This window comes from Paraburkholderia lebeckiae (genome assembly GCF_014201005.1).
GTDB lineage: Bacteria > Pseudomonadota > Gammaproteobacteria > Burkholderiales > Burkholderiaceae > Paraburkholderia > Paraburkholderia tuberum.
Genome location: NZ_JACHDK010000014.1, coordinates 1 through 15,417, shown reverse-complemented (window position 1 = coordinate 15,417; position 15,417 = coordinate 1). Strand labels below are relative to the sequence as shown.

The 15,417-nt window shown below is 64.2% G+C and carries 16 protein-coding genes; 3 read left to right on the top strand and 13 right to left on the bottom strand.

From position 1 onward, the window contains the following. Positions 1–39: 39 nt before the first annotated feature. From HDG39_RS23635 to rpe, 8 genes are all read right to left on the bottom strand, one after another. Positions 40–861 (bottom strand): uracil-DNA glycosylase, encoded by an 822-nt coding sequence (locus tag HDG39_RS23635; RefSeq protein WP_184009115.1) that lies wholly within the window; start codon positions 859–861, stop codon positions 40–42. Between the two features lie 86 nt (positions 862–947). Beyond that, positions 948–1,574 (bottom strand): CYTH domain-containing protein, encoded by a 627-nt coding sequence (locus HDG39_RS23630; RefSeq protein WP_184009113.1) that lies wholly within the window; start codon positions 1,572–1,574, stop codon positions 948–950. Between the two features lie 118 nt (positions 1,575–1,692). Continuing rightward, entirely contained in the window at positions 1,693–2,478 is a 786-nt protein-coding gene (trpC, locus tag HDG39_RS23625) for an indole-3-glycerol phosphate synthase TrpC (RefSeq protein ID WP_184009111.1), read from the bottom strand. An 18-nt stretch (positions 2,479–2,496) separates the two neighbouring features. Continuing rightward, complete coding sequence (gene trpD, locus HDG39_RS23620) at positions 2,497–3,528, bottom strand: anthranilate phosphoribosyltransferase (RefSeq protein ID WP_184009109.1); 1,032 nt, start codon at positions 3,526–3,528, stop codon at positions 2,497–2,499. 19 nt (positions 3,529–3,547) lie between these two features. Then, a complete protein-coding gene (locus tag HDG39_RS23615) occupies positions 3,548–4,165 on the bottom strand; it encodes an aminodeoxychorismate/anthranilate synthase component II (protein WP_184009107.1) in 618 nt (205 codons plus the stop codon). Positions 4,166–4,178: 13 nt separating this feature from the next. After that, positions 4,179–5,672, bottom strand: coding sequence for an anthranilate synthase component I (gene trpE / locus HDG39_RS23610; RefSeq protein ID WP_184009105.1), 1,494 nt, complete (start codon positions 5,670–5,672; stop codon positions 4,179–4,181). Positions 5,673–6,048: 376 nt separating this feature from the next. Next, positions 6,049–6,765 (bottom strand): phosphoglycolate phosphatase, encoded by a 717-nt coding sequence (locus HDG39_RS23605; RefSeq protein WP_184009103.1) that lies wholly within the window; start codon positions 6,763–6,765, stop codon positions 6,049–6,051. A 13-nt stretch (positions 6,766–6,778) separates the two neighbouring features. Continuing rightward, positions 6,779–7,462 (bottom strand): ribulose-phosphate 3-epimerase, encoded by a 684-nt coding sequence (gene rpe / locus HDG39_RS23600; protein ID WP_018420129.1) that lies wholly within the window; start codon positions 7,460–7,462, stop codon positions 6,779–6,781. Positions 7,463–7,790: 328 nt separating this feature from the next. Here rpe and apaG point away from each other — a divergent pair, with 328 nt between their 5' ends. Beyond that, on the top strand, positions 7,791–8,165 hold the full coding sequence (gene apaG / locus HDG39_RS23595; RefSeq protein ID WP_184009102.1) for a Co2+/Mg2+ efflux facilitator ApaG/CorD: 375 nt from the start codon (positions 7,791–7,793) through the stop codon (positions 8,163–8,165). A 144-nt stretch (positions 8,166–8,309) separates the two neighbouring features. Here the strand turns inward: apaG and HDG39_RS34680 are convergent, their stop codons facing one another. Then, complete coding sequence (locus HDG39_RS34680; RefSeq protein ID WP_221305850.1) at positions 8,310–8,483, bottom strand: hypothetical protein; 174 nt, start codon at positions 8,481–8,483, stop codon at positions 8,310–8,312. Positions 8,484–8,499: 16 nt separating this feature from the next. Here HDG39_RS34680 and mltA point away from each other — a divergent pair, with 16 nt between their 5' ends. Next, entirely contained in the window at positions 8,500–9,618 is a 1,119-nt protein-coding gene (mltA, locus tag HDG39_RS23590; protein WP_221305839.1) for a murein transglycosylase A, read from the top strand. Between the two features lie 170 nt (positions 9,619–9,788). On the opposite strand, the gene paaK is transcribed toward mltA, so the two are convergent. The 4 genes from paaK to paaN form a co-directional block, all read right to left on the bottom strand. Beyond that, the gene (gene paaK, locus HDG39_RS23585; RefSeq protein ID WP_184009100.1) at positions 9,789–11,093 is read right to left on the bottom strand and encodes a phenylacetate--CoA ligase PaaK; all 1,305 of its coding nucleotides are present in this window, start codon (positions 11,091–11,093) and stop codon (positions 9,789–9,791) included. A gap of 112 nt (positions 11,094–11,205) precedes the next feature. After that, entirely contained in the window at positions 11,206–11,667 is a 462-nt protein-coding gene (paaI, locus tag HDG39_RS23580; RefSeq protein ID WP_184009098.1) for a hydroxyphenylacetyl-CoA thioesterase PaaI, read from the bottom strand. A gap of 1 nt (position 11,668) precedes the next feature. Continuing rightward, positions 11,669–12,460, bottom strand: a complete 792-nt coding sequence (gene paaG / locus HDG39_RS23575; RefSeq protein WP_184009096.1) for a 2-(1,2-epoxy-1,2-dihydrophenyl)acetyl-CoA isomerase PaaG — start codon at positions 12,458–12,460, stop codon at positions 11,669–11,671. 166 nt (positions 12,461–12,626) lie between these two features. After that, on the bottom strand, positions 12,627–14,327 hold the full coding sequence (paaN, locus tag HDG39_RS23570) for a phenylacetic acid degradation protein PaaN (protein ID WP_184009094.1): 1,701 nt from the start codon (positions 14,325–14,327) through the stop codon (positions 12,627–12,629). A gap of 135 nt (positions 14,328–14,462) precedes the next feature. Between paaN and HDG39_RS23565 the strand changes: the two genes are divergently transcribed. Then, positions 14,463–15,239, top strand: coding sequence for an enoyl-CoA hydratase (locus tag HDG39_RS23565; RefSeq protein WP_184009093.1), 777 nt, complete (start codon positions 14,463–14,465; stop codon positions 15,237–15,239). Positions 15,240–15,417 lie beyond the last annotated feature (178 nt).

Below are 15,417 nucleotides of genomic sequence, written 5' to 3'. Positions count from 1 at the left end.
GTTTTCGTTGTGTATCGCAATCTTCTGACGACGACGCTCTCACGCAAGCATTTGCGCGTCGTCCGGTAGACGCCAGTCGATCGGCTCCCGGCCGTGCTGCACCAGATATTCGTTCGCCTTCGCGAAATGCCCGCAACCGAGAAAGCCGCGATGTGCGGACAGCGGCGACGGATGCGGCGCCTCCAGCACATAGTGCGACTTGCCGCCGAGTAGCGCGCGCTTCGCCTGCGCATGCGCGCCCCACAGCATGAAGACGAGGTTCTGATGCCGCGTCGCGAGTTCGTGGATCAGCGTGTCTGTACATTTCTCCCAGCCGCGTTTCGCGTGGCTTGCGGCGCTGTCGCGCTCGACGGTCAACACCGTGTTCAGCAGCAGCACGCCCTGTTTGGCCCAGCTGTCGAGGCAACCGTGCTGCGGCGTCTGGTGACCGAGACTCGCGGCGATTTCCTTGAAGATGTTGCGCAGCGACGGTGGCGGCCGCACGTGCGGCGCGACCGAAAACGCGAGGCCGTGCGCCTGCGGCGTGCCGCGGTCTTCGCCGTGGTACGGGTCCTGGCCGAGGATTACGACTTTCACTTCGTCGGGGCTCGTCAGGCGGAGCGCGCGGAACACGTCGGCCGGATAGATCGTTTTGCCGGCGGCACGCTCACCGTCGACGAAGCGGCACAGCGGCGCGTAGGTGTCGCTGTCGATGAAGGGCTTCAGATGCGCGCGCCAGGCCGCGGGTAGCGCGGCGAATTGTGCTTCGAGCGTGGGCGGGGCGGCGGTGGGGTCGGCGGAGGCTGCGGTGGGGGCGGGCGCGAAATCGTCGAACAACGATGCCTGCGGCAAACTGGAGCGGGTGCGGGAAGCGGAGGTCATGGCGGGGAAGTGTCGCAGCAAACGCGGACTAGCTCAAGTTGCGGCAAGCGAGCGCATGAGGTGCCGCCGGGTTTCGGGCAACGCGCTCACCTGGCGCGCAACCGATACCCGCGCTGCGCCTTGCTGACGTCATCCGGCGCGAGGCCGGCAATCTGTTTGCCGAGTTCGGCGGCGAGCGTGTGAAGCGCCGCTTCGTCGCCCGATTTCAGTTCGAGCTCGATCTCCGAGATCGGCGCGCGGCGCGCTTCATCGTCGACTTCGGCAAGCACGTCGCCCTGATCGATCGCCGCCTCGATCTGAGCGCCGTCGGAGTCGAGCAGCCATAGCGTGCGTGTGAAATTGGTGTGGAACAGCTCGATCAGCGCAGGCGCGGCCTGCTTCAGTGCATCCGCGGCGGCGGGTTCGTCGCAAGCGCTCAGCAACGATTCGATTTCGAGCTTCGCGCCCGCGACCGGCAATTCCCATTCGTGCCGGCGATGCAAGCCGTTCTTCGCCGTGCCGACCGTCTTGAAGGTCTGCAGCCAGCCGTCCGGGGTCTGCCGTAGACGCAGCGCGCTCTTTGACGACGCCAGCGTCAACTGCGGCGTATCGAAGTAAATGTTCACGAGCTTGATCGCGCGTCCGTTCTTGCCGGCGCGCGCGGCGAACCACTGCGTCGCCGCCTGCACTTGCGAAGCCGGCAGCGCCAGCTTGATTTCGCGTTCCATGCCCATTCTGGGTGTCCTTGTTGCGTGGATTTCTCTGCGCCCGATACGCCGATACGTCGATACGTCGATACGTCGATACGTCGATACGTCGATACGTCGATACGTCGATACGTCGATACGTCGCTCAGAAAAACATCCGCGCAAGTTCCACGCCCGGATCGTCCGCGCGCATGAACGCTTCGCCGACGAGGAAGGTGTGCACGTTCCGCGCGCGCATGCGCTCGACGTCGTCGCGCGACAGGATGCCCGATTCGGTCACGACGATGCGATCGTCGGGAATCGCGTCGAGCATGCCGAGCGTCGTGTCGAGCGAGGTTTCGAAGGTGCGCAGATTGCGGTTGTTGATGCCGATCAGTGGCGTCTTCAGCGTCAGCGCTTCCTTGAGTTCATCGCTGTCGTGCACTTCGACGAGCACCGCGAGACCCAGCGAATGCGCGAGCGCTTCGAGGTCCCGCATCTCGGCGGTTTCGAGCGCAGCGGCGATCAGCAGGATCGCGTCGGCTCCCATCGCGCGTGCTTCGACCACCTGATACGGATCGACGATGAAGTCCTTGCGTATCACCGGCAACTGGCACGCGGCGCGCGCTTGCTGCAGATAGGCGACGCTGCCCTGGAAGAACTGCACGTCGGTCAGCACGGACAGGCACGCCGCGCCGTGCTTCTCGTACGAACGCGCGATGTCGGCCGGCACGAAGTGCTCGCGCAGCACGCCCTTCGACGGGCTCGCCTTCTTCACTTCTGAGATCACCGCGGCGAGACCCGCCGTGTGCTTGGCGCGCAACGCGCCGACGAAGTCGCGGAGATCGCGCGAAGACGCATCGAGCCGCAGTTCTTCGAGCGGCACGCTTTGCTCGGCCGCCCGGACTTCTTCGCGTTTGACCGCGATGATGCGGTCGAGGATGTCGCTCATAAATGTCTCGCTACGTGATTACTGCTTGAATTGCTGGGTGAAGCGCACCAGTTCGTCGACCTTCGCGCGTGCCTTGCCGCTCGCGATCGCCTCACGCGCGAGCTCGATGCCGTCCGCGATCGTAGTCGCTACATTCGCCGAATAAAGTGCCGTGCCGGCGTTCAGCGTGACGATTTCTCGCGCGACGCCGGGTTTGTTGCTGAGTGCGTCGAGCAGCATGACCTTCGACTCGCCCGCGTCGGCGACTTTGAGCGTGCGGTTCGACACCATCTGCATGCCGAAGTCTTCCGGGTGGATCTCGTACTCGCGGATCTCGCCGTCGCGCAACTCGCCGACCAGCGTGGCGCCGCCGAGCGACACTTCGTCCATGCCGTCCATCCCGTACACGACGAGCACGTGCCTGGCGCCGAGGCGCTGCATCACGCGTACCTGAATGCCGACGAGGTCGGGGTGAAACACGCCCATCAGCTGGTTCGGCGCGCCGGCCGGATTGGTGAGCGGCCCGAGGATATTGAAGATCGTGCGGATGCCGAGTTCCCGGCGTACCGGCGCGACGTTTTTCATCGCCGGATGATGGTTCGGTGCGAACATGAAGCCCATGCCCGTTTCCGCAATCGATGCCGCGACCTGCTCCGGCTGCAGATCGATGTTGACGCCGAGCGCTTCGAGCACGTCCGCGCTGCCCGACTTGCTCGATACGCCGCGATTGCCGTGCTTTGCGACCTTCGCGCCCGCCGCGGCCGACACGAACATCGTCGCGGTGGAAATGTTGAACGTGTGCGCGCCGTCGCCGCCGGTGCCGACGATATCGACGAAGTTCGAGTTGTCCTGCACGTCGACGTGCCGGGCAAATTCACGCATCACCGTGGCGGCCGCGGTGATTTCGCCGATGGTCTCTTTTTTGACGCGCAGGCCGGTGATGATCGCCGCCGACATCACGGGCGACAGCTCACCGCGCATGATGAGGCGCATCAGGTGCAGCATTTCGTCGTGAAAAATCTCGCGGTGCTCGATGGTCCGCTGCAAGGCTTCCTGGGGCGTAATGGACATGATCTCGTCTCCCTTTGTGTCAGGCATTGCGGGACGCCGCGTGATTCGAGGCCTTGCCGCCGACGGCGAGCTTCGACTGCTTGACGAAGTTTTCGAGCAGCGCGTGGCCGTGTTCGGACAGGATCGATTCCGGGTGGAACTGCACGCCTTCCACGGCCAGTTCCTTGTGGCGCACGCCCATGATTTCGCCGTCTTCAGTCCATGCCGATACTTCGAGGCAGTCGGGCAGCGATTCGCGTTCGATCGCGAGCGAGTGGTAGCGCGTCACCGTGAAATGCTTCGGCAGGTCCGCGAATACGCCCTTGCAGTCGGTTTCGATCGTGCTGACCTTGCCATGCATGATGGTCTGCGCGCGCACGACGCGGCCGCCGAACGCCTCGCCGATCGCCTGATGGCCGAGGCACACGCCGAGAATCGGCGTCTTGCCGGCGAATTCGCGCAGCACGTCGAGCGTGATGCCCGCGTGTTGCGGATTGCTCGGGCCCGGCGACAGGCAGATGCGCTCGGGGTTCAGCCTGGCGATTTCGTCGAGCGTGATTTCGTCGTTGCGATAGGTGCGCACGTCTTCGCCGAGTTCGCCGAAGTACTGCACCAGGTTGTAGGTGAACGAGTCGTAGTTGTCGATCATGAGCAGCATGGTGTGTCTCCGGTCAGAAGTCGCTATCGAGGCCGTCCTGGACCTGCTCGGCGGCGCGCATTACCGCGCGTGCCTTGTTCTCGGTCTCCTGCCATTCGGATTCGGGCACCGAATCGGCGACCACGCCTGCGGCCGCCTGCACATACAGATTGCCGTTCGCGATCACGCCGGTGCGGATCGTGATGGCCAGATCCATCTCGCCGGTGAACGACAGATAGCCGACCGCCCCGCCGTACAGGCCACGCTTGACGGGCTCGAGCTCGTCGATCAGCTCCATCGCGCGGACCTTCGGCGCGCCCGACAGCGTGCCGGCCGGGAAGGTGGCGCGCAGCACGTCGAAATTGGTCATGTCGTTCTTGAGCTTGCCTTCGACCGAACTGACGATGTGCTGCACGTGCGAGTACTTCTCGATCACCATCTTGTCGGTCACGACCACCGAGCCGATCTGCGCGATGCGGCCGACGTCGTTGCGCGCGAGGTCGATCAGCATCACATGCTCGGCGATTTCCTTCGGATCGTTCAGCAGCTCGGTCGCGAGCGCGGCATCGCGCTCGGGCGTGTTGCCGCGCGGACGGGTGCCGGCGAGCGGGCGGATCGTGACGATACGGTCCTCGGCGCGCTTTTCCTGGCGCACCAGAATCTCCGGCGACGCGCCGACCACGTGGAAGTCGCCGAAGTTGTAGTAGTACATGTACGGCGACGGATTCAGCGAGCGCAGCGCGCGATACAGCGACAGCGGATTGTCGCGGTACGGCTTGATCAGGCGCTGGCCGACCTGCACCTGCATCAGTTCGCCGGCGGCGATGTATTCCTTCGCCTTGCGCACGGCGGCCAGGTAGTCGTCTTTCGCGAATTCGCGGTAGATCTCGGTGCGCACGCTGGCCGACACGACGGGCGGCTCGACGGTGACGCGCAGCCGCTGGCGTAGTTCGCGCAGACGGTGCTTCGCTTTCGTGTAGGCCTCAGCCTGAGTCGGGTCGGCGTAGACCACCAGATAGAGCTTGCCGGCGAGGTTGTCGATGACGGCGACTTCCTCGGTCAGCAGCAGTTGGATGTCGGGCAGATTGAGGTCGTCTTTCGGCGCGCTGTGCGCGAGCTTCTTCTCGATGTAGCGCACCGCGTCATAGCCGAAGTAGCCGGCGAGACCGCCCGTGAAGCGCGGCAGCCCCGGGCGTTGCGCGACCTTGAAGCGCGCCTGGAATTGCTGGATGAACGCGAGCGGATCGCCGTCGTGCGTCTCGACGACCTTGCCGTCGCGGACCACTTCCGACACGCCGTTGCGCGTGCGCATGAAAGTCCGCGCCGGCAGGCCGATGAACGAATAACGCCCGAAGCGTTCGCCGCCGACCACCGACTCCAGCAGGAACGAGTTCGCGCCGTTGCGCTCGGTCTGCGCGAGCTTCAGGTACAGCGACAGCGGCGTCTCGAGGTCGGCGAGCGCTTCGGCGATCAGCGGGATGCGGTTGAAACCCTCGTTGGCGAGGGACTGGAATTCGAGTTCGGTCATGTTCCGATCCTGTACGGTGGTCCGGCGGCAGCAAGCGTCGGGCAAAGCGGGGCTAAGCGCCTCCGGTCAGGGCGTGGGTCGACGTTCTCGACACAATGATACCGACCGGCGCGGGTCTTCCATCGGCGCGTGCGAGCGGTGCGGATGAGCAACGGTACCTTGCGGGTACGCGCAGGCTCAATCAGCCGATGCAGGTGCGCAAAAACAGATCGATGGAAAAAGCGCGTGAGCGCAGCGAAGTAAAAAACGGTTGCCGAAGACGAGCTTCAGCGTACCTCAGGCGAGGTTAGCGCGACCAGCGACGCCAGGGCCAGGCTCCCCGGTCGATGCTAATCAGACTCCGTTTTTTATTCAGAAACATGAGGATGAAGGACTGTTAAGTCGTGGATTGATGCGCTGCGATCGCCCTGGCGGCGTCGAGCAGCGAGGCAACTATACCATCGGATTTTATCGTTTGTATAGCTTGGCCGTGGTTGTACCCGTAGGGCACGGTCAGCGTCGCCATGCCGGCCGCGCGGCCCGCCAGCGCGTCGTTTTCCGAGTCGCCGATCGCCACCGTGGCGCTCGGCTCGACGCCGAGCTGCGCAGCGGCGGTTAGCATCGGAAGCGGGTCGGGCTTCTTTTTCGCGAGACTGTCGCCGCCGAGCACGACGCTGAAATACGGTGCAAGCCGGTACTGCTGCAGCAATTCGAGCGCGAAGCGGTGCGGCTTGTTGGTCACGCAGGCGAGCTTCAGGCCCGCGTCGCGCAGCGCGCGCAGACCGGCCTCGACGTCTGGATAAAGCCGCGTGTGCACGCCGTTGATCTTCGCGTACTCGGCCTGATAGATCGCGAGCGCTTCGTCGAAGCGCTCTTGCGCGTGCTCGGCTTCGAAGCGCGGCGCAAGCACGCTGCGGATCAGATGCTCCGAACCCTTGCCGACATAGCCGACCACTTCCTCGCGCGTCGTTTCCTCCGCGTCGAGCTGAGCGAGCATACCGTTCAGGCCGGCGGTGAAGTCGTCGGCCGTGTCGATCATCGTGCCGTCGAGGTCGATGATCGCGGCTTCGAGGCGCGGGCCGGTAAACGTCGGGGCGGGATACGAAGTGGTCATGAGGCGGTGGTTTTTAACGCTGGACGGTCGCGAGGGCGGCGCGCATCTTGTCGATCACGACCTTGTGATCGGGCTGGCCAAAGATCGCCGAGCCAGCCACGAACGTGTCCGCGCCGGCCGCCGCGATTTCCGCGATGTTGTCGACCTTCACGCCGCCGTCCACTTCGAGGTGGATGTCGCGGCCGGTGCGCTCGGTGTACGCGTCGATGCGTTTGCGCGCTTCACGCAGCTTGTTGAGCGCCTCGGGGATGAACGACTGGCCGCCGAAGCCCGGGTTCACCGACATGATCAGCACGAGGTCGACCTTGTCCATCACATGATCGAGATAGTTCAGCGACGTCGCCGGATTGAACACGAGGCCGGCCTTGCAGCCGTGGTCGCGGATCAGCGACAGCGTGCGGTCGATGTGATCCGACGCTTCCGGGTGAAAGCTGATCAGGTTCGCGCCGGCTTTCGCGAAGTCCGGCACGATGCGGTCGACGGGACGCACCATCAGGTGCACGTCGATTGGCACGTCCACGTGCGGGCGGATCGCTTCGCATACGAGCGGGCCGATGGTCAGGTTCGGCACGTAGTGGTTGTCCATCACGTCGAAGTGGATCCAGTCGGCGCCGGCGGCGACGACGTTGCGGACTTCTTCGCCCAGGCGGGCGAAGTCGGCGGAGAGAATGCTAGGGGCGATGCGAAATTGCGTCATGACAGGGGGCGGATGCAAGCGGGAAAGCGCCATTTTACCGGTTTTACGCGTGCAGACCGGGGTGCTGGCCGCAGTTGGCGTGGCGGAATCGCGCGATGAAACTTCGCAAAGTGCCGGCGCAAAAACGGCATGGAGACTGGGCGCGGCAAAGCAGCCGTGTCCCAACGTCTTAGACACTGCTGGCCGAAAGGCGTATTCGGTTGCGGCCATGCCGCGCATCAAGCAGAATGCCACTCCATGAGCGCCGCATCGCCGCTGCACCCGCAGACCATTGGCGTTCGGGCCTTCCACGATTTTTCACAGCCCGTTTGATCAGATCGGAATCAGGATGAGCCAGTACGAATTCAGCGTCTCGGCGCAGGTGCACTACCTGCCCGAAGAATCGGACCCGGAGCGTCGCCAGTACGCCTTTGCCTACACGCTGACCATCCGTAACACCGGCCAGGTGCCCGCACAGTTGATCGCGCGTCACTGGATCATCACCGACAGCGAAAACACCGTGCAGGAAGTCAAAGGGCTGGGCGTGGTCGGTCATCAGCCGCTGCTCAAGCCGGGCGAGCATTTCGAATACACGAGTTGGGCAGTGATCGCGACGCCGGTCGGCACGATGCGCGGCGATTATTTCTGCGTGGCGGAGGATGGTGAGCGCTTCGAGGCGCCGGTGCCGGAGTTCGTGTTGCGCATGCCGCGAACGTTGCATTGAACCGGCGCGGTGTTGCGCGGTCTTTAATGAGTTCGTATGGGCGCGCGGCACAGCGGGCAGTTGAGTGGGTGGTTGGATGAGCGCTCAGACGAGCGCTTGATGCACGAGGGGTTGCGCGGTTCTGCATGCAACCCGCAGGCCCGGTCACTGCGGCTTTTGCTGTTGGGACCGTTCCGCCGGCTTGACATGTCTCGCTTTTTTCTTGCCAGCCGACGTCCACACAACGATAAAGACGAGCAGGAACAGCGCGAGCAGCGATTCCAGCGCGAAGATGAGCATCGGGTATTCGTCGAACAAATCAGACATGGCGGTTTCCATCAAGAACGAACATTGTATGCGTTTTGTCGGCCGAGCCGGCGCGTGGGTCGGTGCATTGTCGGTTGCGGTGTTGCTTGCCTCCTGCGGTGGCGGCGGCGCGCTCCGGCCTTCGCCGCCGAGCGGCGCGGCGATCATCCCCGGCCAGATCGCGTCGTCGCGCTTGACCGCGGTTGCGTGGCAGCAGGTGCCGGGCTGGCAGGACGACTCGCTGATCGGCGCGACGGCCGCGTTGCGGCAAAACTGCACGAGGCTCGCGCGTCAGCCGAACTGGTCGCATGCATGCGCGGCCGCCGCGCAAATCGACGATCTCGACGTCACCGGCGCGCGCGCCTTCTTCGAAGCCTACTTCACGCCGTTCCAGCTCGCGAATAGCGACGGCACGCTCGACGGTCTGGTCACCGGTTACTACGAGCCCCTGCTGCGGGGCTCGCGCACGCGGCATGGGGTATATCAGACAGCGCTGTACCGCTGGCCCGCCGGCTATCGCGCAGGGGCGCCGTTGCCGGCGCGAGCCCAGCTCGAACGCTCGGGTGCGCTCAGCGGCAACGAACTCGTGTGGGTCGACGATCCGATCGAAGCGTTCTTTTTGCAGGTGCAGGGCTCCGGGCGCATCGTGATGGAAGACGGCAGCGTGATGCGCGTCGGCTTTGGCGGTACCAACAATCAGCCGTACAAGTCGATCGGGCGCTGGCTGCTCGATCATGGCGAGATTACACCCGCGCAGGCGACGATGCAGGGCATCAAGGCATGGGCACGTGCGAATCCGACTCGCGTCGATGGACTGCTCGACACCAATCCGCGCTTCGTGTTTTTCCGCGAGATGCCGTCGGCCGAAAGTATGCCGAGCGGCGGTGCGGACGGTCCGATCGGCGCGCTCGGCGTGCCGCTGACGCCGGAGCGCTCGATTGCGGTCGACCCAAGCGCGATTCCGCTCGGCACGCCAGTGTTCCTGCAGACCACACGGCCGCTGACGAACTCGCCGATGAACCGCCTCGTGTTCGCGCAGGACACGGGCACCGCGATCAAAGGCGGCGTGCGCGCCGACTACTTCTGGGGCCTCGGCGACGATGCCGGTGATCTGGCTGGCAAGATGAAGCAGGGTGGCCGGATGTGGTTGCTGCTGCCGAATTCGTGAGGCGGTGGGGCGCAGGCCGAGTTACGGCGGTTTTCGGGAGGCGGGTTGGAGGCTGCCGCGAAGCCGTCAATAGAAGTCGTGGAAATCGGCGTCACGTTTGGATCAGGATCCGTGCGTGACGCTGTTTTTTGTTGGGCTCTTACGCTGCGCGTCGTTGCCGGTTGCCTGACTTAGAGCCCCGATTTGCGCTTGTCGACCACCCGCCGCGCCTTGCCCACCGAGCGCTCGATTCCATTCACCGCCAGCACGTTAACCACCGCGCTTACGCCAATCAGCGCCTTGATGTCGTACGCCAGCGCGTTTTTCGCGGTGGTTAGCGCGGAAGTATCTGGCGCGCTTTCGGGGCACGGTTCGACATTCAGCGTCAACACGTCGAGCGGCCCTTCCTTCGTCAGTACGATCTGATAGTGTGGCGCCAGCGCGTGCTGCTTGAGCAGTAGTTCTTCGATCTGCGTCGGGAACACATTGACGCCACGGACGATCATCATGTCGTCCGAGCGACCCGTGATTTTTTCCATACGCCGCATCGTGCGGGCGCTGCCCGGCAGCAGGCGCGTGAGATCGCGCGTGCGGTAGCGGATGATCGGCAGCGCTTCTTTCGTCAGCGACGTGAACACGAGTTCGCCGAATTCGCCATCGGGCAGCACCTCGCCCGTTTCGGGGTCGATGATCTCGGGATAGAAATGGTCTTCCCAGATCGTCGGGCCGTCTTTGGTCTCGACGCACTCCGAGGCGACGCCCGGGCCCATCACTTCGGAGAGACCGTAGATGTCGACCGCGTCGATGCCCATGCGTTTTTCGATCGCCTCGCGCATGTCGTTGGTCCACGGCTCAGCGCCGAAGATGCCGATGCGCAATGAGCAGCTAGCCGGATCGATACCCTGGCGCTCGAGTTCGTCGGCGATCGACAGCATGTAGCTCGGCGTCACCATGATGATGTCCGGCCGGAAGTCCTGGATCAGCTGCACCTGCTTTTCGGTCTGGCCACCGCCGAACGGAATCACGGTGAGCCCCGCGCGCTCGGCGCCGTAATGCGCGCCGAGGCCGCCCGTGAAGAGGCCGTAGCCGTAGCTCACGTGCACCTTGTCGCCGCGTTTCGCGCCGGCGGCGCGTACCGAACGGGCGACGAGATTCGCCCACGTGTCGATGTCGCGCGCCGTATAGCCGACGACGGTCGGCTTGCCGGTCGTCCCAGACGATGCATGGATTCGCGAAATCTGCTCCTGCGGCACCGCGAACATGCCGAATGGATAGTTGTCGCGCAAATCCTTCTTCGTCGTGAACGGAAAGCGCGCGAGGTCCGAGACCGACTTGGCATCGCCCGGATGAACACCGGCTTCGTCGAACTTGCGCCGGTACACCGGCGAATTTTCATACGCATGGGCGAGCGACCATTTGAGCCGTTCAAGTTGGAGCGCGGCGAGCTCGTCGCGGCTGGCGGTCTCGATCGGATCGAGCGGAAGAGCGGTGCTCATCGAGTGTCTCCTTGCTGCTTCAGTATCTGAGTCTGATATGTAACGCGTTGGCGTCAGAGAGCCACGCAGACAGTTGTCCGCGAGGGCGGCTCTGGCTTGCCGCCGCTCAATGTCAGTCGCCGGTGGGAATCAGGTTGCCCTTGATTTGTGCCGACTTGCCGCGAAACATCGCGACGGTCTCGCCGGCGCGATTCGTGACGCGAATATCGTAGATGCCAGTGCGCCCGCTCGATGTCTGCTCGACCGCTTCGGCGCTCAGCACGTCGCCGCCGTAGACCGGCCGGAGGTATTCGATCGAGCAGCCGGCGGCAACCGTATTGATGTTGTAGGTGTTACAGGCGAAGGCGAAGGTCGAATCGGCGAGCGTGAAGATCAGGCCGCCGTGGCAGAACTGATGGCCGTTCAGGAAAACGTCGCGCACCGCCATGCGCAGCCGCGCATAGCCGGGGCGCACTTCGAGAATCTCGAGCCCGAGCGCGCGACTGCAGGCGTCGTTTTCGTACATCGCGGCGGCTGTCGCGCGGGCGAGTTCGTCGGCAGTCATCTGCTCGGGGCGGGTGGTTTGCGCGGACATCTCAACGCCCCTCGAAGCGCGGCGCGCGCTTTTCGATAAATGACTGCACGCCTTCCGCGTAATCGTGCGAGGCGCCTAGTTGGCGCTGCAGATCACGCTCGAGATCGAGCTGCTGGTCGAGCGTTTGCGTCTTGCCGGCACGCATCGCCTGCTTGATCGCGGCGATCGCGCGCGTCGGTTGCTGGGCAAGCTGGGCCGCGAGTTTTGCCGCGGCCGGAGCCAGTTCGGCGTCGTCGAGCGCTTGCCAGATCAAGCCCCAGCTCTCGGCTTTGTCGGCGCTGAGCTTGTCGCCGGTGATCGCGAGGCCGAGCGCGCGTGCCATGCCAACGCGTTGCGGCAGGAACCACGTCCCGCCCGAATCCGGCACGAGGCCGATCTTCACGAACGCTTGGATGAAACTCGCGGAGCGAGCTGCGAGCACCAGGTCGCAGGCCAACGCGAGATTGGCGCCCGCGCCGGCGGCCGTGCCGTTGACCGCCGCGATCACCGGAAACGGTAGCGCTTGCAGACGGCGGATCAACGGATTGAAGTATTCATCGATCACGGCGCCGAGGTCGGTCACCGCGCCGGGCGTGAAATCGAGGTCGCCGAGATCCTGGCCGGCGCAGAAGCCGCGTCCCGCGCCGGTGAGCACGAGCGCACGGGCGCCGGACTTTTCGACCTGGTCGAGCGCCGCGCCGAGTTCCTGATGCATCGCGCGCGTGAAGCTGTTGAGCTTGTCCGGGCGGTTCAGCGTGATGGTGGCGACGTGGCTCGATGAGTCGATGTCCAGCCGGATCGCTTCATATGACATGGGGTGTCTCCTCAAACTCTCTTTGGCCGATGGGCACGGTCGCTCGACTAGCGTCGGCGCGTGATGCCGATCCGATGTCTGATGTTAGTCAGAGCGCGCGACTCGGTCCATCCGCCGAACGGCATAGGACGAAGTCGTGCGTTGTGCTGAAGCCTTCTTATGCCGTTCAGCCAGCTACCGCGGGCGCCGCTTTCGGTTCAACATGAACGCGGCTTTGAACGACACGGAAGCGGTTGGCGACGAAAGCGGCATCGGCTAGCGCGGCATTGGCGGCCGGGTTGGCGCCGGTGCCATGAAAGTCCGAAAAAGCCGCGGACTGGTTGACGAACACGCCCCCGGTCAGGTTGATCGACAGTGCGACGCCGCCGCGAATCGACGCTTCGTGCGCGGCGTCGAGCACGGCGTCGTCCGTGCTGTAGACCGCCAGCGTTAGCGCGCCGTGCTCGGTGGCGATGTTGCCCGCGAGGTCGAGCGACTGCGCGGTCGAGTCCGTCGCGATGACGAACGAGATCGGCCCGAACCATTCTCTCGTGAACTGGGCGTGGTCGGTCGAGGCGTCGAGTTGCAATACGAGCGGGGTGCGCACGCGAGCGCCCGGAAAGGACGGATGTTCGAGCGTCTGGCTCGCGACGAGAACGCGACCGAGCCCGGCGGCTTCGTCGATGCGCTGCACGACGCCTTCGTTCTGGATCGCGCCGAGCAGTTCGACGGCGCGGGCCGGATCGGCGACGAGCTTTTGCACCGCGCCGGCAAGCGCCTGGGAGACATCGTCAAAGCTCAGCGTGCCTTCCGCGGTGCGAATGCCGTCTCGCGGCACGTAGATATTTTGCGGCGCGGTGCACATCTGGCCCGAGTACAGCGCCAGCGAGAACGCGATGTTGCGCGCGGCCGCCTTGATGTCGTCGACCGAGTCGATGACGATCTGGTTGACGCCAGCTTTTTCGGTGTAGACCTGCGCCTGGTGCGCGTTGCGCTCGAGCCAGGTGCCGTTCTGGGTGCTGCCCGTGAAGTCGATCAGTTTGATCTCGGGGCGCTGGACCAGTTGCTGGACGAGAGCGCCGTCGTTCGGGGCGGTGGCCAGCAGCGTGACGACGTTCGGATCGAAGCCCGCTTCGCGCAACACGTCGCGCGCGATGCGCACGGTCAGTGCGAGCGGCAGGATCGCGCCAGGATGCGGCTTGACGATCACCGTGTTGCCGGTGGCCAGATCGGCGAACAGGCCCGGATAGCCGTTCCACGTCGGGAATGTGCAGCAGCCGAGCACGAGGCCGATGCCGCGCGGCACGACGGTGTAGCGCTTGTGCATCGCGAGCGGCGGGTTTTTGCCTTGCGGCTTTTCCCAGTGCGCGTCGGCGGGGATACGGCGCAGCTGATCCCAGGCATACGCGACCGCTTCGAGCGCGCGATCCTGCGCGTGTGGGCCCCCCGCCTGGAAGGCCATCATGAACGCCTGACCGGTCGTGTGCATCACGCTGTAGCCGAGCTCGAAGCTGGCGCGATTCAGGCGCGCGAGGATTTCGAGGCTCACGCCGATCCATGCCTGCGGGCCGGCCGCGCGCCAATCGCGTTGCGCCGCGGCAGATGCGGCGATGAGCGTGCTCGGGTCGGCTTTCGGGTAACGCACGCCGAGCTGGAAGCCGAACGGCGAAACCTCTGCGCCGACGGTCTCTTCCGTCGAGGATTGGTCCAGGTCGAACGTTTTGTCTAGAAGCGCCTTGAACGCGGCTTCGCCGTCCGCGTTGGCTGTTTCCCCGTACACTTTCGGACTGGGCATCTCGACGAACGGGCTCCAGTAGCCGCGCGTTTCGAGCGCGGCGAGCGCTTGGTGCAGCGTGTCTTCGTGCTTGGTGAATAGCGGATGTGTCATGGCAAAGAGGCTCGGCTGTACGTTGGGGAAATATCTGTCGAATAATTGACCGACCGGTTGGTTGGTGAATGGTAGCATCACTATGGACGATGCGCGAAGCGTTTTTCGCGTGCGATTAACCCTTATGGAGGCGGCATGGCTTACGAAAACATTCTGGTTGAGACGCGGGGACGGGTCGGACTGATTACGCTCAACCGTCCAAAGGCTCTGAATGCACTGAATGACGCGCTGATGGACGAACTAGGCGCTGCGTTGCGCGAGTTCGACGGCGACGAGTCGATTGGCGCAATCGTCGTGACGGGCAGCGAGAAAGCGTTCGCGGCCGGCGCGGACATCGGGATGATGGCGTCGTACTCCTATATGGATGTCTACAAGGGCGACTACATCACGCGCAACTGGGAAACGGTTCGCTCGATCCGTAAGCCGATCATTGCCGCGGTGGCGGGCTTCGCGCTCGGCGGCGGCTGCGAACTGGCGATGATGTGCGACATCATTTTCGCCGCCGACACGGCAAAGTTCGGTCAACCGGAAATCAAGCTCGGGATCATGCCGGGTGCGGGCGGCACGCAGCGCTTGCCGCGGGCGGTGTCAAAAGCGAAGGCGATGGACCTCTGTTTGACCGCCCGTTTCATGGATGCCGCCGAAGCGGAGCGCGCCGGACTGGTTTCGCGCGTGATCCCGGCGGCATCGCTGCTTGACGAAGCGGTCGGCGCGGCCGCCACCATTGCGGAATTCCCGCTGCCGGCGGTGCTGATGGTCAAGGAGTCGGTCAACCGAGCCTATGAAACGACGCTCGCGGAGGGCGTGCATTTCGAGCGCCGCCTGTTCCATTCACTCTTCGCCACCGAAGACCAGAAAGAGGGCATGGCCGCGTTCGTGGAGAAGCGCAAACCGGTTTTCAAGCACCGTTAATACGCTTGTCAAAATATCGCTTGCAAGTCCCGATGCCGGCGACTAGAATTCCGCTCTTTCGTGCTCCGGACGCCGGGGTGCGGAGAAGCGGGAAGCCTTTGATGGCGAGGGCTTCAGCGGGGTGGGCAGGTTAAGCGGGTGATAAAAACCTGTTGACGATCCGACGGAAGTTCTCCAT

Bases quoted from the DNA above. Each gene is read 5' to 3' on its own strand.
- HDG39_RS23635 (WP_184009115.1), bottom strand. From the start codon at position 861: ATGACCTCCGCTTCCCGCACCCGCTCCAGTTTGCCGCAGGCATCGTTG.
- HDG39_RS23630 (WP_184009113.1), bottom strand. From the start codon at position 1,574: ATGGGCATGGAACGCGAAATCAAGCTGGCGCTGCCGGCTTCGCAAGTG.
- trpC (WP_184009111.1), bottom strand. From the start codon at position 2,478: ATGAGCGACATCCTCGACCGCATCATCGCGGTCAAACGCGAAGAAGTC.
- trpD (WP_184009109.1), bottom strand. From the start codon at position 3,528: ATGTCCATTACGCCCCAGGAAGCCTTGCAGCGGACCATCGAGCACCGC.
- HDG39_RS23615 (WP_184009107.1), bottom strand. From the start codon at position 4,165: ATGCTGCTCATGATCGACAACTACGACTCGTTCACCTACAACCTGGTG.
- trpE (WP_184009105.1), bottom strand. From the start codon at position 5,672: ATGACCGAACTCGAATTCCAGTCCCTCGCCAACGAGGGTTTCAACCGC.
- HDG39_RS23605 (WP_184009103.1), bottom strand. From the start codon at position 6,765: ATGACCACTTCGTATCCCGCCCCGACGTTTACCGGCCCGCGCCTCGAA.
- rpe (WP_018420129.1), bottom strand. From the start codon at position 7,462: ATGACGCAATTTCGCATCGCCCCTAGCATTCTCTCCGCCGACTTCGCC.
- apaG (WP_184009102.1), top strand. From the start codon at position 7,791: ATGAGCCAGTACGAATTCAGCGTCTCGGCGCAGGTGCACTACCTGCCC.
- HDG39_RS34680 (WP_221305850.1), bottom strand. From the start codon at position 8,483: ATGGAAACCGCCATGTCTGATTTGTTCGACGAATACCCGATGCTCATC.
- mltA (WP_221305839.1), top strand. From the start codon at position 8,500: ATGCGTTTTGTCGGCCGAGCCGGCGCGTGGGTCGGTGCATTGTCGGTT.
- paaK (WP_184009100.1), bottom strand. From the start codon at position 11,093: ATGAGCACCGCTCTTCCGCTCGATCCGATCGAGACCGCCAGCCGCGAC.
- paaI (WP_184009098.1), bottom strand. From the start codon at position 11,667: ATGTCCGCGCAAACCACCCGCCCCGAGCAGATGACTGCCGACGAACTC.
- paaG (WP_184009096.1), bottom strand. From the start codon at position 12,460: ATGTCATATGAAGCGATCCGGCTGGACATCGACTCATCGAGCCACGTC.
- paaN (WP_184009094.1), bottom strand. From the start codon at position 14,327: ATGACACATCCGCTATTCACCAAGCACGAAGACACGCTGCACCAAGCG.
- HDG39_RS23565 (WP_184009093.1), top strand. From the start codon at position 14,463: ATGGCTTACGAAAACATTCTGGTTGAGACGCGGGGACGGGTCGGACTG.